We start from the raw sequence: 17,689 nt of genomic DNA, 5'->3' as shown, positions 1-17,689 counted from the left end.
CGATTCCTGGGTACGCCCCTTGAGACGTTCCTTCACATCTTCACCGCCCCGCTGACGAGTGCCTGTTGCATGCGCTTCTGGAGCACGGTGTACACCGCCCAGACGGGGACCAGTGTCAGTACCGTGCCCGCGGTCAGGATGCCGTAGTCGGTGCCGGTCAGGGACTTGAGGGTGGGCAGCGCCACCTGCACGGTGCGCTGTTCGGGGTCGGGCCCGATGATGACGAGGGAGTACAGGTACTCGTTCCAGAACGTCAGGAAGTTCAGCAGGAGGATCGTCGCGATCCCGGGCATGCACATCGGGGTGTAGATGTGCCGCAGGACGGCGAAGGTGGAGGCGCCGTCCATGCGGGCCGCCTCCTCCATCTCACGCGGGATCGTCCGCATGAACTGGACGAGGATCACGACGGACAGCGGCATCGCCGTGGCCGGCAGGAACAAGATCATGAAGGTGCGGGTGTGGAAGAGTCCGGTCGCTGCGGCAAGCAGGAACGTGGGGAAGAGCGCGGCGAACGTGGGGACCAGGAACCCCAGCGAGAACACCCGCTCCACGAGGGCGCCGACGCGTCCCTCGGTACGGGCGATGGCGAAGGCCGCCGGGATGGCGAGTGCCAGGGTGAGCGCCAGCGCCACCACGGTGACGAGCACCGAGTTGACGATGGCCGGCCCGAGGTCCGCGGAGGAGAACGCCTCTCCGAAGTTGTGCGGGGAGAACGAGGTGGGCGGGGAGAACGGGCTGCCGAAGATCTGGTCGTTCGTCTTGAACGCCGAGACCAGCAGGTAGTAGAGCGGCACCACCAGGAGCGCCGCGTACAGCCACGCGAGGATGTGGGCCGGCAGCCAGGACCTTCCGAACTTCATGGAACCGCTCCGATCAGTAGTTCTGGCGGAAGACGCGACGGATGGTCAGCAGCCCGGCCAGACCGACCAGGAACAGCACCACGCCGACGGTCTGGCTGTAGCCGAGGTCGGCCGCGATGAACGCCTTCTGGTAGACGAGGAAGGACAACGTTGTCGATGAGCTTCCGGGGCCGCCCTGCGTGAGCAGCAGTACGTTCTGGGCGGAGCCGAACAGCGTCCACAGGAACTGAAGCATGGTCACGACCCCGACGAAGTCGCGGATGACGGGGAAGTGGATGCGCCACATGGCGCGCCAGTGGCCGGCGCCGTCGAGCTGGGCGGCCTCGCTTATCTCGTCCGGCACGCTGCCGAGGCGGGCGGCGAAGAGCACGGCCGTGAAGCCGATGCCGCTCCACACGTCGAGGACGATGAGGCAGTACAGGGCGGTGGAAGGGGAGGCGAGCCAGGCATCGGTGAGCGAGCCCAGACCTGCCTTGTCGAGTGCTCCGTTGAGCAGTCCGTCCGGCGAGAGGACCGCGTAGAAGACCATCGCCTTGGCCGGAGTGGAGATCAGCCCCGGGATGAAGAGCAGGTAGCGAAGGACACGGTGGCCCGGCGGCTTCTGCGCGACGTAGTACCCGAGCATGTACGCGCACACGATCATCACGGGCAGGGCGACGACCAACTGGGTGGCGGTGTTCCCGACGGAGTCCCAGAAGACCGGGTCGTCCAGGACCGTCCGGACATTGTCGAGACCTGCGAAGGAGACCGGTTGGAGCATCCCCGGCCAGTGCAGGGCGGCGATGACGAAGATGGCGACCAGAGGGCCGACCATGAAGACGAGGTACCAGACCAGTGCCGGGACGGCGAGGACGATCCCGGCCTGCTTTCGGCGGGCGGGCCGGGCGGGAGGGGGCGAGGGCGGGGCCGGCCGGCGGACCGAGGCGCCGCCCGGGGCGGACGAGAGCAACGTCATGAAGGGACTCGCAGAGGGCTCGGGCGCGCGGATCAGGCCGTGCGGTAGGCGGATTCGAGGGCGGAACGCACGGCGGCCGCGCTCGTCCCCCGGGTGAAGGCGGTGCTGGTCGCCGTGATCAGTGGCTGAGTGGCCGTCGGGGGGACGTAGAGGTCGGGCAGGAGTACCTGGCCGACTCCGTCGCCGAGCTGCTGGGCCTTGGCCACCAGCGGGAAGTCCTTGCTCACGGTGTCGGTGACGAGTGCCATGTCCCGGCCGCTCTCGGTGATGAAGCGCGAGACCGTCTCGGGGCGGTACATGAAGCGCAGGAACTTCTCGACCGACGACAGCTTCTTGACGCCGTTGGGGCTGATCCAGAATCCGATGAGGGTGTGCGAGCGCAGGATGGTGGGCTTGCTGTGCGAGGCGCCGGGGGCAAGTGGCCAGCCACCGATCTCCGTGTGTCCGGCCGCCTTCGGTGCGACCTTCGCCAACGCCGAGGACATCGCGGACTGGATGGCCGCCGCCTCGGTGTTGTACTGCGTGGTCATGATGTCCGAGGTCAGCCCCTGCGCCTTGTCGGCGAAAACGCCGGCGTCGCGCAGCTGGACGAAGTAGTCGATGCCCTCGCGGGCTCCCCTGCTGCCGCTGAAGTCGCCGCTCGTGTAGACCTTCCGCGCCTCGTCGGGCGTGAGGAAGGTCTGGATGATCTGAGCCAGCAGCTTCTGCCCGGTCCAGTCGTTGCCGCCGACGGTGACCGGGGCGATTCCCTTGGCGCGGAGTCTGCGCGCGGCCCCGATCAGCTGGTCACCGGTGGTGGGTACGGAGTCGACGCCGGCCCGCCCGAGCAAGGCGGTGTTGAACGCGACGGGCCAGTTGGCGGCGAAGTACGGGAAGGCGCGGAGCCTCCCCTTGGCGTCGGTCCACTCCTCGATGGCGGCGGGCAGGACGCGCTCACGGAGCCCCCAGTCGTCGAGATAGCCCTTCACATCGACGGTGGCCCCGACATCGGTCCAGGCCAGGGTCTTGTCGTAGAGGTTGACCATGACCACGTCCGGCTCCTTGCGGGCCAGTCGGGAGGTCTCGTACACCTGGGGAAGGTCGTCCCCGTTGACGAGGTTCTTGATCCGGATGTCCGGATTCTCCTCGTGGAACGTCCTGACGACGGCCTTGTAGGTGGGAGAACCGGGCGCGGTGGTGCCGAGCTGGGTGTGCACGAGCAGGGTGCCGGGGTCGGAATCGGCCGAGGCGAGTGTGGAGCAGCCGGACAGAGCGGTAGCCGCAGCAAGGCCGGAGCCTGCTGCGAGGAAACCGCGCCGGCTCAGGGATGAGCGCACAGCGGGATGTCTCCAACCAGGACGTTAACCATGTGGTTAATCGATGTACCAGTGGGCTGCGAGAAACCTAGAGCCACTTACCGGAACGGTCAACCCCCGGTTGCACATGGCGAAAATACGGACATTTCTGTCGAGTTGAGGCCGTCCCGTCGTTCCCTGAGACGCCCCGGGACACCCCGTGCCCACCACCACCTCCTGCCTCCTGGCCTCCCGCCGTCTCGGCGCGTCCGGGTGCAGACCGGAGCGGCGTCCACCCGGAGGTGATGACGGTGATCGTGGCGGCGGCATCCCGGGCTGGTCCCTGGTCCCAGATCCCGGCTCCCGGCTCCCGGCTCCCGGCTCCCGGCTCCCGGCCAGAGTGTCCTCCGGTTACGCCCGCAGCCGCCGCAGCGGGCGGCCGCCCCGAAGGCCCGATCCACGCCTGGCGCTGGCGAGTTGGCGAGGTGGCACATCTCCACACCGATCCAGCCGGATACGAAGAGAGGCACGACCGCGGCACTGAGGTAGTTCACGGGGCCACGGTCGGTCGATCCCCACCGCAGGTCGACCGACCGGGGCCGCTCCCGCCTGAAGGCATCCCCTTGACGAGTCGCAGGTCGCGGTCCTGCCGAGCGGCGGTGGCTGTGCGGAAGTCGTGCGGGGCAAGGCCCGTGGAATGTCGGTGCCATGCCGACTGCCCGTGCGGTTCCCGCGGAAGACCGCGTTGACGATCTCTCGCAGGCCATGGACCCGAGCTGCCGTTCCGGACCGGGTCGCCCGGCTCGACAGGCGATGAAGCCCGGTCCGGTCAGAGCCAAACGAGGTCGGAGACATCACTGCCGTAGGGCCGACGAACGTTCACGCCTCGTCCGACGACCGCCCAATCCAGCGCAGTCACGGCGTTGTCCCGCGCCAGCAACTACGCGGATCGGATGCCCGCTAAGGGGTCTCGAGCTCGAAGTCCGCAGCCGGGCTGTAGATCACGACCAGGTGGCCGTCAGGGAACACGCACCACCTGCCGAGCGTCGCGTCGAGCGCGACGCTTCCTCCCTGCTCCAGGCATCCCGCCTCGGTAACGGCCAGGTTCGGATCCGGCGCGGCCGTAGCAGTGGCCGCACCGAAGGCGCTCGCGCCCGCGAGCGTTGCTGTGGCGGCTGCGAGGCCCAGTACTCTGCGCATGCGCGTGGCATATTCCTTTCGCCGAATCCCCGAATCCCTGATCCCCCGTGTCTGACCCTCCGGCTCCACCAGAAGGCCTCGTCCACTTCAGAGTGGGTGGCTGTCAGGAGTTCCGCGAATGGTGACGGACATGGGCGCTGCGCCTTCGGAGCCGGCTCGGAACCCCGGGTCCAGCGCCCATTCCTCGCACCCAGTGGTGCTTCACTCACCCCATTTGCCTGGTGATACACGTCGTAGGCTCTGTATTGGTGATTCACCCAGGCCCAGGCAGGTCGGCCACAGTCGTTTTCATCCGCTGCCCGGAACTGTTGACTGCCACGGTGAACAACGGCACGTTCGAACTCTCCGGCCTCACCGTTGTCGTGGAATTGGAAGGTAACTGCTTCCCTTTGGATGCCGAGAGCATCGGGCAGGGTGTCGAGCTGCCTCGACGTCAGACTGAGCGCGGACCGACCCAGGCGAAACATCGGGACACGGGTTGCCCTCCAGCCGACTGAGCATGAAGTCGATCTTCTGGATACGGAACATGGCCAAGCCCACCGACCCCGGGACCTCCCAGCCCGTTCGAGGTTCAACAGCCGTGCGGCCAGGCGGCGCCGGGCCGGCAACCATTCGAAAGACGGGCTGCTCGCGCGCACTCCCACATGCTGCCCCTGGAATGCCGCGAGCCACTTGCCGCCCCGACACTCCGGCACGAGTTCCCAGTCCGACTCCGGCCCAGGAACGTCGACCGCCGCCATGCGTCCTCCCGGCCCCGCTGCTGAACTGTGACGCCTGGCTGTGGAAGCTCGGCTCCTGGCATCACGGATCACCAAATCGGTGAACCTATTTGCGGTCAGAGCATTAGCCGAGCTTTCGCAGTACCTCGGCAATGGTGGCCCGGTACGTGCGCAGCGCCTGCAGTCCGGCGGCGTAGTGGTCACGGTGCCGTGTGATGTCCGCGGCCTGCTTCCGCGCCCGTGCAGCATGCCAGAGTTCGGCCGTGTGGTGGCGGCGCTTGCAGGTGATGTCGGCTACGGCGGTGGCACGCTCTCGCTGCGTATGCCGGGTGTTGCCGTCGCTGCCCCGCTGCCAGACGGGGTCCGTGTAGGCCGCGACGGGGTCTGGATAGCGCGTGAACCCTTGTTCTGCCACACAGCGGGACCACGCGTCCCAAGCCGCGCGGAGGCGGGGGTCGCGCTTGACCGCCTCGCCGATCTCGATCGCCCGTGTATTTGCGTAGAGCCAGTCCCGCTTTGGATCGATGCCACGCATCAGCCGACGACTCGCGTCGGCATTGCAGGCGGGGAAGTCCGCATACTCGGCATTGGTCATCCGGCGGCCCATCGGCCGGAAGGCCCGGGACTTCGCCGGGTCCCAGCCATAGCCCCAACGGCGGGCGGTGGCGAGATCCAGGGCGCCGTAGTCGGTGCTGACCGCGGTGGCGACGATGGGGTCGCTGGGGTAACGGGCGTCGAGCGGGAAGTCCGAGTGGCCGCGCTCCCCCATGCACTGCCTGACCAGCAACGCCGAGGCCCGCTGCGACCGTTGGTAGTCCTGCGGCGTGTAGTCGTAGCGGTCGGCCGGCAAGGGGCCGAGGTCCGACACCGTACGGATGACCTCCGGGCGTCCTGAACCGGAGACACATATCGCGACCAGCACTGCCACGACACCCAGTCGCCACCCCCGCCTCATCATGCGAAGGGATGCTAGCGAACAGCGTGAAGTGGTCGGCGGTGGCCCCCGCAAATCCACACCCGCACGGCTTTGTTCACGGCGAACGTTCTGCCTCAGGTTCTGCGGAGCACCCACAATCCGTAGCTGTGGAACACCAGTTGGGTCTCGAAGAGTGCTTCCCCCTGTGGCGCGTCGCCGGGGCGCGGCCGGGGCGCGGCCGCTTCCTCGGTGATCCACCAACTGGCACCCGACTGCCGTGGTGCCGGCCGACTGCCGCGATCGGGCCGAGTGACCAACGGGGCAGCCCTGTGCCCGACGGTCCCCGCCGGCTGCGGTTCAAGCGGGTTCGGGGTCGTGTGCGGCGGCGACGGTGGTCGTCCAGCCCTGGTCGAGCAGGAGGCACGCCTGGTCGATGGCGGCGGCAGGGTCGGGGCGGGTGCCGGCGAAGGCGAGGGTCTCCAGGGTGAATCGGGCGTAGGCGGCGCAGAGGAGGTCGTCGTGCGGTCGGCCGGTCTGGTCGGCCAGGGCCAGGGCCAGGGCATTCTCGTGACGCAGCGCCATCGCACGGGCGTACTCACGCAGGGCCGGGGTCTGCTGGACGAGCTGCTGGAGTTCGGCGAAGCGTGGGTCGTGGGTGTGAGGCGAGGTGACGAACCCGGTGAGGTGCGCCCGCAGGGCTCCGGGGATCGTCTGCCCCGGGGGCCGATCGGTGACCGCGCGGATCAGGGCGTCCTCGTTGTCGGCGTCCTCGTCGAAGACCAGGGCCTCTTTGCCTTGGGGGAAGTAGTTGAACAGGGTCGAAACCGAGACGTCGGCGACTTCGGCGATCTCACGGACGCCCACCCGCTCGTAGCCGCGTTCCAGGAACAGCCGCAGCGCCGTGTCGGCCAGCGCCTGTCGGGTGGCGGCCTTCTTGCGCGCGCGCCGCCCGCCCGATGCTGCTCTGTCGATCGTCTCGTCCATGCCGCGAACCATACTCCGAATATTCGAACTGGACCATATTTGGAACTGTTGTATGTTTGTATCTGTTGGAACTATGACAGCAGTGCTGGACACCGCCGCGGCACCGAACCGTGCATCGGCACTCGAGAAGGGCGGGCCCCATGAACTCCGTAGCACCCACTCAGGCCAGGATCAGCATCATCGGTGCCGGACCGGGCGGGCTGACCTGCGCCCGCATCCTGCAGCGGCGCGGCATAGCGGTCACCGTCTTCGACAGCGAGGCGGGCCCCGACGCCCGCAACCAGGGCGGCACCCTGGACCTGCATGCCGACAACGGCCAGATCGCCCTGCGCGAGGCCGGCCTCCTGGAGGACTTCTCCAAGCTGGCCCGCCCCGAGGGGCAGGAAATGCGTCTGCTGGACCCGAGCGGCACCATCACCTCCCACCAGGTGCCCGAGGCCGACGAGCTCTTCAAGCCTGAGATCGACCGCGGTCAGCTGCGAGACCTGCTGCTGAACTCCCTGCAGTCGGGAACCGTCCAGTGGGGCCGCGCCCTGGACAGGGTCAGCGGTCCTGCCGACGGTCCCCGACGGCTGCACTTCACCGGTGGCACCACCGTCGAGACCGATCTGGTCATCGGGGCCGACGGGGCCTTCTCACGGGTGCGCCCCGCCGTGTCCCCCGCCGCCCCCCAGTATTCCGGGGTGAGCTTCCTGGAGGCATGGTTCAACGACGTCGAGAACAGCCACCCCGACATCGCCGAACTGGTCGGTCAAGGCGGCGCCCACGCAGCCGACGGCGAACGCGGCATGTTCGCCCAGCGCAACGGTGGAAACCACATCCGCGTCTACCTCATCCAGCGTGTCCCGGTCGACTGGATCGGCCGGAGCAGCCTGACGGCCGGCGACACAGACGCCATCCGCGGCCTGCTCCTGGACCGGTACGCCCACTGGTCGCCCCGCCTGCGCCGGCTCATCACCGACAATGACGGTCCCTACGTCCACCGCCCGATCCTGGCTCTGCCGGTCCCGCACACCTGGGCGCACAACCCGACTGTGACCCTGCTCGGCGACGCCGCTCATCTCATGCCCCCGCTGGGCGTCGGCGTCAACCTCGCCATGCTCGATGCCAGCGAACTCGCCCTGGCTCTCGCCGACTCCCCGACCGTCGACGACGCCATCCGCATGTACGAGCAGACCATGCTCCCCCGCTCCACCGAGACAGCCGGAATCCTCGAAGGCGGCGCCGAACACCTTCTGTCCACCGAACTCCCCGACACCGGCGACCACGAAGACGTCTGCGCCGCCCAGTCCTGAGCCCGCACAGAACCCCCAGCCAGCGGTTCGAGTAGCGGCTCCGGGTCTTCCTCGCCTCGGTCGTCGTACCCCCGCTCGGTTGAGTGGCTGGGTCAACTACTGCAGCCACTCCGTGTACCAGGTGCGAAAGCAGGCGCTCGCCGGGACGAAGCCACCCCAATCCGGGTCGAGCCGCCAGACCTCGCCCTTTCGTGGGCCGTTCAAGACCAGCCTGATGTAGATGCCGCAGCCCTCTTCGGCCAGCATGAGCGTGCCCCCGGTCAGCTCACCGGTCGATGCGCCGATTCGGCCGGGCAGGGGTTCGGTGAGGGGGAACGGCTCGGCGAGTCGCCCAGGCCGTCGGTCTTCTTCCCACTCGTCGTCCACAGCCCAGTCCTCGCCTGCCTCCGGGCGAGGGACGGTCAACGGCATCAAACCGTGGCCGGGCCCAGCAGGCCCGTTTCCCACCTCCGCGACAAACGACCGGTACTCCTCCGACAGATTGATGCCGTGGGCTTCCTCGAACGCGCTGATCTCCGCCTCCGGCAGAACTGGAGCCAGCTCGTACCGGTGTGTGCCCGCCCCGAAACGTGACTGCTCCGGGTCCCGTGCCGCCATGTCCCGTATACGAGCGCGTACACCGCCCTCGTCCCAGTTCTCCATCCGCCGACCGTAACAATGACGTCTGTGCCCGGTCCGCCGCACCTTCGCGCTACGCGGCTACCGGTGGCGCTCGCGCCGCGTCCCGTCCTGCCCAGGTCCCTGACCAGCGCGCTCAAGGTCCGGTGTAACGGACCAGATCGTCTGAGCGGGTGTCCCATCTCATTAGATCTTGACGAGAGGGCCGCCGGCCTGGGGGTGACGGGTTGGGTCTCGACTCAGAGTGTGGAGGCCCGGGCTTCGGAACGGGCTGAGCGCGGCGCCGGGTTCGTGTCTCATCGGTCATGGCGAGACCGGTAGTTCCTGAGCTGGGCATCGTCAGGGTGGTGAGACGCCCTGCTCCAGGATTCACACAGTCGACCATTTCCATAAACTATGAATATAAAAACGCTATGCTTGGGGTATGAGTCGTCAAGACACCACTCCTGGCGCGTCCGCCGCCATCGGGTCAGCCCTCTACAGCTTGGCCACCAGGGCCGCGAGACGCCTGCCCCGGGACATGAGCCTGACGTCCGCCGCCACCTTGGCCACCCTGGACCGGACCGGCCCGCGGCGCATCACCGATCTCGCCGCGGTCGAGGGTGTCACCCAGCCCGCGATGACCACCCTGGTCCGCGTGATGGAGGAGTCCGGCCTGGTGGAGCGGCGGGGCGACGCGTCCGACAAGCGGGTCACGCTGGTTTGCCTCACCGAGGCCGGCGCCTCCTATGTCCGGACGCGGCACCAGGCGGGCGTCCACGCCTTCGAGCGGTTGATCGGCGATCTCACCGGCGACGAAGTCGAGGTGCTGGTGGCGGCCCTCCCGGCGCTGAAGCATCTGGCAGAGCTCGAAAGCCAGGACCGCGAAGGACCGAAGCAGTGACCGGGCAGCCGGTCGGCGGGGCTGCGGTGAAGGCGTTCCCGGTGGCGCGTTCCGAGGCACGGCTGCTGGTCCCCGCCCTGATGTTCATCGCTCTGGTCGTGGCCGCGGTCGCCAGCCTCGGGACGCCGCTCATCACCAGCGTGGCGACCTCGTTCCACGTCTCGCTCGGCAGCGCGCAGTGGACGCTGACCGTCGCGCTGCTCAGCGGCGCCGTCGCCACGCCGGTCCTGGGCCGACTCGGAGCCGGCCCGCACCGGCGCGCCGTCGCCACGCCGGTCCTGGGCCGACTCGGAGCCGGCCCGCACCGGCGGGCCACGATCCTCGCCACGCTGGCGGTCGTCGTCGTCGGCAGCGCGCTCACCGTGCTGCCGCTGCCGTTCGCGTGGCTGCTGGCCGGCAGGGCGGCCCAGGGCGTCGGGCTCGGGCTGACGCCGCTGATGATGGGCGTGGCCCGGGACCACCTCCCCGAGGAGCGCAGCACGGCCGTGATCGCCCTGATCTCGGTGGTCTCGATCATCGGGGCCGGCGTCGGCTACCCGCTGGCCGCACTGCTCGCCGAGCTCGGCGGGGTACGGGCCGCCTACGGCCTCGGCCTGGTCGTCACCGCCGCCGCCCTCCTGACCGCGTGGCGCTCCATGCCCGAAGCCCCCGAAGGCCGCTCCGCCCACGTGGACGTGGCAAGCGCGGTCGTCCTGGCCGCTGCCCTGCTCCTGTTGCTGTTCCTCGCCGGCGAACGGAATCTGTGGAGCCGGCACCTCGCCGTGGCGGCGGGCCTCGCCGTCGTCGCAGTGGTGCTGCTCTGCATCTGGGCCGTCGTCGAGCTGCGCAGCACGACGCCTCTGGTCGATGTGCGGGCGGTGCGGCACCCGGCGGTCGCCGGGGCGAACCTCGCCATGTTCCTCGGCGGGATCGGCATGTACCTCCTGCTCACGCTCATCACCCGGTACGCACAGACGCCGCACGGCGCCGGCTACGGCTTCGGGCTGACGACCTTCGTCGCCGGGCTGGTCCTCATCCCGTTCTCGGTGCTGGGGTTCGTCGCCGGCAGGCTCACGCCGCGGGTCCGGACGCGGATCGCCGACCCCCTGCTCCTGGCCGGCAGCGCCGTCGTGGTCGGCGGCGGGTTCGCGCTGTTCGCGGCGGCCCGGTCAAACCTGGCCGAACTGTTCGTGGCGATGGGCGTGCTCGGCTTCGGCGTCGGCGGCTTCTCGGCCGCGATGCCCGGCGTCATCCTGGCCGTCACCCCCAAGAGCGAGACGTCGAGCGCCATGAGCTTCAACTACGTCGTCCGCAGCCTCGCGTACTCCCTGGGCAGCGCCATCGGCGGCCTGCTCCTCGCCGCGGGCACAGGCCCCGGCCGCCTCTTCCCCGACGACAGCGCCTACACGACCGCGGCGCTGCTCGGCATCGGCGCCATGGCGATCACGACGCTGACAAGCCTCGCTCTCGCCTGCCGACGCTCGCCCGGTACCAACCCGTAAGTCACATCACTCATCCCATCACTGGAGGTTCCATGCCCAAGGGCTACTGGGTCAGCGTCTACCGCACCATTTCGGACCCTGAGAAGCTGGCTGCTTACAACAAGCTGGCCGGTCCGGCCGTTCGGCTCGGGGGCGGTCGGCTCCTCGTCCGTGGCGGTCGGGTCGTGGCGGCTGACGCCGGAATCGCAGAGCGTACCGTCCTGATCGAGTTCGACAGCTTCGAGCAGGCCGTCGCGGCGCGTGAGAGTGCGGCCTATCAGGAGGCGCTGGTCGCCCTCTCGGACGGCGTCGAGCGCGACTTCCGTATCGTCGAAGGCATCGACTGACCGCGTCGATGAGGGCCAGCTCGGTGGAGAGGTGGGTGCCGGGCGGCGGCATTGCGCGGACCAGGGATGACGGGTTCCGGCCGGTCAAAGTCGCGAGCAGTCGCAGTGCGTCTGGGGTCCAATGGTCGACTCGGCTGTCGACGCGGCAGTGTTGGCGGGATGGGCCGGGCAGGCGCGAGCGGCAGCCAATGGTGAGGTGGTTGGCGTCGGCGAGGCGGTTCAGGTGGGAGCCGATGGTCTCGTGGTGGACGGGCGACGGCGTCGGTGGCAGGGGCCGCGGCCGGCCTGTCGGTCACGCCACGTGCTTCGTGCCGCGTCTGCGGCGCCGGCGCGCGCGTGGAATGTTCTGCTGTTCAGCGCTCTCGTCCGGGTCGACCCGTTCCAGCGAGGATTTGGTGATCTTCTCGCGCCGTTGAGGAGAGTGTCAGGGGGCGGCCTCGCGGACAAGGCGAGACAAGCTGCCTTCATTCCGCCGGTGCGGTCGTGGTCAGGAACTCAGGTCCAGGAAGGTCCCCGGTAGGTGGGCTCGCAGCCGCAGGGGCTCCTCCGAAGTCACCACGAGGGACACCAGGAGCCGCACTGTTCCTCGTTCTTGTGACGGAGCGGGCTGGTGGGAACAGGGGCACGCAGGCCAGGCCCCATGCTGAGCCCTGAAGGCGGACCGCTCATGATGACTTCATGGAGAACGCGGCAGAGAAGATCAAGGTCTGGTTCCGGTTCGTCCCGCGCGAGGGCTGGTTCCCGCAGGACACCGAAGGGCTGTGGGCGACGAGGCTTGGAGAGGACACGGCCCGCGTGGAGAATGCCCCGTTTCTTCAGAACGGTGTGGCCGAGGGCGACATCGTGCGGTACGAAACGGGGCTCGACGGGCTCCACTGGGCCGCCGAGCAGGTCAGTTCCTCAGGTAATTGCACGATCCGGGTAGTGCCCGTTCCGTCCGGTCCGCTGGGCCGCAGCGCACGGGCCGTACACCAGCGCCTATCGGCATTCGGCCTGGGCGGTGAAGTCTTCAGCGCGGAGTTCCCCATGGTGGCCTTCACTGCACCGGCCGGCGCCGACTTCGCCGGGATCAAGAAGCTGCTGGGCCAAGGGGAAGAAGAAGGATGGTGGCACCACGAAATCGGCTGCGGCACGGAGGAGTGGTGGAGCGCCTAACGAGCTCGTGCACGGTTAGCGGTGAGACGTCGACGGCGTCGGTGGGGCCTCGGTACTCACGTCTGCCAAGCCAGGATCCGGTCTGCGGTCTGTTGCTGGGACAGGAGGCTGGCGATGGCTTGGACGGTGTCGTCCATGTGCTCGCGGCGGCCGAGGTGACGGGTCAGTGCCCGCCAGTTCTTCAGGTGGGCGATTCCGTGCTCGACCCGATGCGTCGGGAGGAGTATGCCTTGCGCCGGCGCTCGTGCATCTCTTCGTACCAGTCCGGGGCATTCTTCTTGAACTTGATGTGCGGAGGCGTCACGACGCGTCCGCCGGTCTGTGCACCGAGCCCCTGGTAGCCGGCGTCGGCGAGGATCTCGACTGCTGGACCGTCGGCCAGGAGCTTGACCAGCCCTAACTCGCGGGCGTGGGTGATGTCCGCGCAGCTTCCGGGTCTGGTCGGGCTGCAGAACAGCAGCCGCCCGTCCCTGTAGGTGAACACCATCGCTTTCACGGCGTTCTGCTTGTTCTTGCCGGAGATGAACTTGTCCCGGTCCTTGCGGCCGACGGCCGGGCGGCGGACACGGATCTCGGTGCCGTCGATGATGCCGGTGTTCCGGCCTGGCCGAGATGGTCAATGACCTCGGCCAGGGTGCGCAGCCGCACGTCGGTGCTGATGGTGCATCCTCGCTCGGCGAGCAGGAGCCGCACCTCGCCGATGGCGCGGGTGACGGTCGAGCGGTCTACGCCGAACCAGCAGGCCAGCACGTCATGAGTCACTCCGTGGCGAAGGTGCACGAGCGTGGCCAGGAGCCGGTCGACGAAGACCATGCGGTGCTTCGCACCGGCGCCCACGGCACGCTTCCGCGGCCGGGACGCAAGCCCGGCCTGGTGCCGCTCACGCCACAACGGTCCTACCTCGGCCACGAGTTCAGCGATCACAGCGGCCGACAGACCCGTGATCCTCCGGTCGCTGATGATCGCTGCGCGCGCTACGTTCCCCACCGCACAGCCATGATCGACGATCCAGGGCTCGACGTCTCACCGCTAACCGTGCACGAGTTCGCAAGGGCTGTCCCGTAACTGGGCGGTGCCTCCGCACCGATCCTGGGTCGAACCGTGTCAGTGGCCAGTGACAGGATCCAGGGGTGCTGATCGAGGGATACGACGACGGCCCGCTGGTTGCGGGTGAATCACTGCTGGCTCGCCCGGGCTTCTGGTCGAACTACCTCCTGGCGGTGTGCAGCGATGGGTCACGCACTGCGCGTCCTGTTCCGGAGTGGTTCGGCGATGACGGGGCCGATACCGACGCCTTGTCCGAGATCCTCTTCGATGCCGAACGCTGGCCGGTGTTCCGCGTACCCGCGACAGACGGTCCCGGAGCTGTGGTGATCTACCGCAACCTGGTCGGCGATTACGGCATCGACTACCTCTTCACCCATCCAGGCCGGAGCTACGCCCAGCAGGTCGCCAGTTGGGAAGGAGACCTGTCAGGGACCGGGCTGACGTGGCACGAACTGGTCCGCATCGCCGATACCCCGTCCCCTGCGGCCGAAGGTGTCGAGGACACGGCCGCCCGTCTCCTGCTAGTTCTTCCCCTCCTTACCGACCCGGACGTGCCGGAGGAAGCGCAGGCGAGGCTCAGCGCCGCCCTGACTTCGGCCGGAGCACCGCAAGACACCGCCTCCAGCACAGCGGAGCACCTGCTTACCCGCTTGACGAGAAGATCGCGACACGATCCTGCATGGGGCTCGCCGCTGAGCGGCAGTTAAACGACGGGCCATAGCCGCTGGTCACCCAATGGGACGATCTTGGTATGGCTGGTGTGATTGCGGCGTCGGAGCCTTCCTGGATAGCCCCGTTCGCCGGGCTGACTCCGCGTTCCTTCGGCAAGCTGGTGACCGTGCTGCGGCGCGAGGGCGCGGATGGGGTCTGCAAGGGCCGGCCGTGGAGCCTTTCGCTGGCGGACCGGGCGCTGCTGGTTGCGGCGTACTGGCGGACGAACTTGGCGATACGGCAGATCGCGCCGCTGTTCGGTGTCTCGAAGTCTGCAGCAGTCCCATGTCTGGTGGCTCTGGCTCGTTTTCCGTGAGCCGGTCATGGTGGGTCATGCGGCGCGTAACTCAAAGGCTGTGGTTCTGGTGCGCTTGTGCGGCGAGAAGGTCTCGCGCCGCGGAGGTGACCCGTTCGCGAATGTGCTGCTGGTCCGGAAGCTGATCGTTCTGCAGGTGGAGTTCTATCACCAGATCAGCGATGGGTTGCAACGCGTCGGGGTAGTCGAGTTCGGCTGCAGACTCCTGAAAGATCAGCTTGGCTCCGTGTACGGGATCGAGTCGGCACGCAACGATCTGGCCGGCCCACCACTGGGCCGCGGCCCATCGCGCCTTCGCAAGATCGTCCGAAGCCAGCGGCAGCAGACCCAACTCTTCCAACACAAGGTTGAACAGCTCTCGGGCCTGGGGGTAGTACTCACCAGGCGCGAGGCCGACCAGCAGGGGAAGTGAGGGGGCCTCGATGTCGGCCATCAGAGCGTCCAGGCCCAACTGGACCAGATAGGCGTCCGAGGGGCGCTGCCAGGGGGCCCTGGCCAAGTCTGCAGCGGCCATGCGGATCAGGCTGATTGCTACTACTGCGTCCACGCTGTCGCCCTCTCATCGTCTCTCCGCAGAGTGACGTCCTATCACTGAGAGCCGGGGCTATTTGTCAGGTGCCAGCAATACGCGCTTGCGTAGCAGGCTGAAACCGGCTCGGCCGAACATCTGGCGCTTGAGCGTCTTGATCGGATTGACGAGCAGCAGGCCTTCCAGGGGAGGCGATGCCTCTCCCGCGACGCCGTGCTGTCAACCGCACCAAGATTGCTCTGGTCATTTTCAGGCAACTTTCCGGAGCCTGATCGGAGCTTCGGCAGTCACTGAGCCTTTTCCGTCTTGATCAGGTGGCGAGTTCGAGGGCGACGACGGCTCGGACGGCGGCACTGTCCGCACCGACCACGACGACGGGCATCAGGGCGTACTGACACGATCACACCCTGTTCGTTCCCATCGATCCGGACGCCCTCGACCACCATGTTTTGGGTCATCACGTCCGTCGCAGATCAGATGGTGCTTGCTGCCGGTCGACCGGCGACGGACCGGTGTCGGCGCCCCCTTTCGGGCTCTCCTGCCGTATGTGTGGGTGTCCTGACCTGCCCTGATACGTGAAGCACGCCGTCTCCTGTGACCCTTGAGGTGCTGAGGCTCAAGTTGGATCAAGCAGGGAAACGGCGTGTCTGTCTTCAGGATATGAAAGCGGACGCTGGCCCCCCATTCAAGGTGATCACGACTGCAGCCAACATCAGCGACGTCACCCAGACCCGCGCCCTGGTCGACGGGATCCCACCCGTCGCGGGCCGCCCCGGCCGTTCCCGCCGACAACCGAAAGCCATGCTGGGTGACAACGGCCACGACTCCAACGCCCACCGCGAGGAGACGCGTCACCGGCAGATCCTGCCCGTCATCTCCCGCAAGGGATCACCGGACATCAAGGGCCTGGGCAAGTTCCGCTACGTCGTCGAGCAAACCTTCGCCCTGCTCCACCACCTCAAACGTCTCGCCGTCCGACGGGAACGCCGCACCGAACTCCACGACGCCTTCGTCTCCCTCGCCTGCAGCCTCTGCTGGAGACGCCTCAAGAAGGCCCGATCATGATCGTTTACGAGCTCTTACGAGAACACCTTCCAAACAACATCGACTACCCTGGCCCGAGCCACATCGACGTGTTCAAGATCCGGGGTCAAGGCCCGCACTGCGCCGGCGCATCACACGACAGCGGAAATTCACTCACCCTCACTTTGTTTGTCGAGCGATTCACACTGAGAGATTGACTGAACAGCGAATTTTCCATCAACAGCAACGCTACCGTGGGTGACCCGGGAGTATCGCTTCAGACTGTCAGGCGTCCGAATCCACCCAATCCCGTCTCTGTCGGCGAAAGTCATCCCCGGGCCGAATCTAACGTCCCCCCCGTCCACCCCTTCCGGCAGCCGGAAAAATTTCTTCCATTCGATAATCAATTGACTACACGGAGGAACTGCTCCAAAATTAACGGACCCCCGCATAGAGTCCCGAGATATGGAGATCGAGACGTTTGTTACCGGATCTGGGGAACGATTGGCGATACGCAGCTGACCGTCGAACTCCGACCTGCCAGCAGTCAACCAATAGGTCACACGGCTGGCCTGTTCACGACTCTGCTTATCTGCATCTTCCATTGATTGCTTTAATTGCTCTTGCGCCACTCTCGCCCCGTAGTACGTCGCCACTCCATTAAATGCTAGGGAGGCGATGCCAGTGGTCACTGTCACTGCGGCCCCAATTAACCCCCATGTCGAGGCCTGCCGCCACCAAGCACCGGGAACTGAGCTGCGCGTTCGATCTGCTCTGCGCCCCACTGGCAGCGTCGTTCGCCAGCGCCCTGCTCTTATGGTAGTCACGCGCCGTGACGCTCTTCCCTGCCTCTGCTGCCGATCACCGCTCACACGCCCTCTCCCCACGACTGAACTCACCAATCCAGTCTCGCACTCACTCACGGAGAATGTCGGTGGTTTGTCTGGCATCACGTCTGATGCCGAAGCGGGCCCTCGATCGAGACCCGTGTCGAACACTTCGTCCAGTCGCCGCACCACGATCCGGCCATACCGCTCCGTCACCCACAACGCCGGATGCCGCCCCGGAGTGAAGCCGGGGAGCTGAGGCAGTTCAAGTCCTTCGAGCGGGCTGTCGTCGGGATGACGGAAGGCCGCTCCGCGGGCGCCCCTGACGAGCCGTCTGTTAAGGGTTCTCGCCATCGAGGCCGAGCCGGGAAGTTGAAGATCCTCCGTATGGGGACTCGCCCATGATCAGTGCCATGCGCCGATCGAGCGGAACCAGCACGCCGCCGACGGTCGCCGTTCCGATCGGAAGTCCCGGCTCTTACAACGGCTAACACAATGAGGTGATCTGTCGGTGGGTGATGAGGCAGCAGGCGAGTTTGAGGAAGGCTTCGTGGATGTCTGCTCGTCGTT

Annotated in this window: 17 protein-coding genes and 1 pseudogene; 8 read left to right on the top strand and 10 right to left on the bottom strand. The window is 67.3% G+C overall.

Going from position 1 to position 17,689, the window contains the following annotated elements; all coding sequences use genetic code 11:
- Positions 1-32 precede the first annotated feature (32 nt).
- The 6 genes from ABT025_RS26840 to ABT025_RS26815 all read right to left on the bottom strand — a co-directional run bounded on the left by ABT025_RS26840 (position 33) and on the right by ABT025_RS26815 (position 6,908).
- Positions 33-860: a carbohydrate ABC transporter permease gene (locus tag ABT025_RS26840; protein ID WP_350999534.1), complete on the bottom strand. Its 828-nt coding sequence runs from the start codon at positions 858-860 to the stop codon at positions 33-35.
- 13 nt (positions 861-873) lie between these two features.
- Positions 874-1,815, bottom strand: a complete 942-nt coding sequence (locus ABT025_RS26835; protein WP_350999532.1) for a carbohydrate ABC transporter permease — start codon at positions 1,813-1,815, stop codon at positions 874-876.
- A 32-nt stretch (positions 1,816-1,847) separates the two neighbouring features.
- Positions 1,848-3,131: an ABC transporter substrate-binding protein gene (locus ABT025_RS26830; protein ID WP_350999529.1), complete on the bottom strand. Its 1,284-nt coding sequence runs from the start codon at positions 3,129-3,131 to the stop codon at positions 1,848-1,850.
- 918 nt (positions 3,132-4,049) lie between these two features.
- A complete protein-coding gene (locus ABT025_RS26825) occupies positions 4,050-4,289 on the bottom strand; it encodes a hypothetical protein (RefSeq protein ID WP_350999527.1) in 240 nt (79 codons plus the stop codon).
- Positions 4,290-5,132: 843 nt separating this feature from the next.
- Positions 5,133-5,966: a hypothetical protein gene (locus ABT025_RS26820; protein WP_350999524.1), complete on the bottom strand. Its 834-nt coding sequence runs from the start codon at positions 5,964-5,966 to the stop codon at positions 5,133-5,135.
- A 315-nt stretch (positions 5,967-6,281) separates the two neighbouring features.
- Entirely contained in the window at positions 6,282-6,908 is a 627-nt protein-coding gene (locus tag ABT025_RS26815) for a TetR/AcrR family transcriptional regulator (protein ID WP_350999521.1), read from the bottom strand.
- A 140-nt stretch (positions 6,909-7,048) separates the two neighbouring features.
- Here ABT025_RS26815 and ABT025_RS26810 point away from each other — a divergent pair, with 140 nt between their 5' ends.
- Positions 7,049-8,203 (top strand): FAD-dependent oxidoreductase, encoded by a 1,155-nt coding sequence (locus tag ABT025_RS26810; RefSeq protein WP_350999518.1) that lies wholly within the window; start codon positions 7,049-7,051, stop codon positions 8,201-8,203.
- 96 nt (positions 8,204-8,299) lie between these two features.
- On the opposite strand, the gene ABT025_RS26805 is transcribed toward ABT025_RS26810, so the two are convergent.
- Positions 8,300-8,800 (bottom strand): SMI1/KNR4 family protein, encoded by a 501-nt coding sequence (locus ABT025_RS26805; RefSeq protein ID WP_350999515.1) that lies wholly within the window; start codon positions 8,798-8,800, stop codon positions 8,300-8,302.
- Positions 8,801-9,341: 541 nt separating this feature from the next.
- Between ABT025_RS26805 and ABT025_RS26800 the strand changes: the two genes are divergently transcribed.
- The 4 genes from ABT025_RS26800 (at position 9,342) to ABT025_RS26785 (ending at position 12,666) form a co-directional block, all read left to right on the top strand.
- Positions 9,342-9,704, top strand: a complete 363-nt coding sequence (locus tag ABT025_RS26800) for a MarR family winged helix-turn-helix transcriptional regulator (protein ID WP_350999608.1) — start codon at positions 9,342-9,344, stop codon at positions 9,702-9,704.
- Entirely contained in the window at positions 9,701-11,185 is a 1,485-nt protein-coding gene (locus ABT025_RS26795) for an MFS transporter (RefSeq protein WP_350999512.1), read from the top strand. Before ABT025_RS26800 ends, ABT025_RS26795 begins: the two co-directional genes overlap by 4 nt.
- Before the next feature lie 32 nt (positions 11,186-11,217).
- Positions 11,218-11,511 (top strand): DUF1330 domain-containing protein, encoded by a 294-nt coding sequence (locus tag ABT025_RS26790; RefSeq protein WP_350999510.1) that lies wholly within the window; start codon positions 11,218-11,220, stop codon positions 11,509-11,511.
- 678 nt (positions 11,512-12,189) lie between these two features.
- Complete coding sequence (locus ABT025_RS26785; protein ID WP_350999507.1) at positions 12,190-12,666, top strand: DUF4265 domain-containing protein; 477 nt, start codon at positions 12,190-12,192, stop codon at positions 12,664-12,666.
- A 181-nt stretch (positions 12,667-12,847) separates the two neighbouring features.
- Here the strand turns inward: ABT025_RS26785 and ABT025_RS26780 are convergent, their stop codons facing one another.
- Positions 12,848-13,237 (bottom strand): transposase family protein, encoded by a 390-nt coding sequence (locus ABT025_RS26780; protein WP_350999605.1) that lies wholly within the window; start codon positions 13,235-13,237, stop codon positions 12,848-12,850.
- A complete protein-coding gene (locus ABT025_RS26775) occupies positions 13,159-13,479 on the bottom strand; it encodes a helix-turn-helix domain-containing protein (RefSeq protein ID WP_350999602.1) in 321 nt (106 codons plus the stop codon). Before ABT025_RS26775 ends, ABT025_RS26780 begins: the two co-directional genes overlap by 79 nt.
- 317 nt (positions 13,480-13,796) lie before the next feature.
- Here ABT025_RS26775 and ABT025_RS26770 point away from each other — a divergent pair, with 317 nt between their 5' ends.
- Positions 13,797-14,420, top strand: a complete 624-nt coding sequence (locus tag ABT025_RS26770) for a hypothetical protein (RefSeq protein ID WP_350999504.1) — start codon at positions 13,797-13,799, stop codon at positions 14,418-14,420.
- Between the two features lie 44 nt (positions 14,421-14,464).
- Positions 14,465-14,704, top strand: a pseudogene (locus ABT025_RS26765) (helix-turn-helix domain-containing protein); the annotation flags it as partial.
- Positions 14,705-14,771: 67 nt separating this feature from the next.
- On the opposite strand, the gene ABT025_RS26760 reads toward ABT025_RS26765, so the two are convergent.
- Complete coding sequence (locus ABT025_RS26760) at positions 14,772-15,254, bottom strand: hypothetical protein (protein WP_350999501.1); 483 nt, start codon at positions 15,252-15,254, stop codon at positions 14,772-14,774.
- 675 nt (positions 15,255-15,929) lie between these two features.
- Here ABT025_RS26760 and ABT025_RS26755 point away from each other — a divergent pair.
- Positions 15,930-16,334 carry a transposase gene (locus tag ABT025_RS26755; protein WP_350999498.1) on the top strand — a complete coding sequence of 135 codons (405 nt, stop codon included), beginning with the start codon at positions 15,930-15,932 and terminating at the stop codon, positions 16,332-16,334.
- Positions 16,335-17,689 lie beyond the last annotated feature (1,355 nt).

Source organism: Streptomyces sp. NPDC002809 (assembly GCF_040295435.1).
GTDB lineage: Bacteria > Actinomycetota > Actinomycetes > Streptomycetales > Streptomycetaceae > Streptomyces.
The sequence above is the reverse complement of the archived record's forward strand: the minus strand, read 5'-3'. Positions and strand labels throughout refer to the sequence as shown.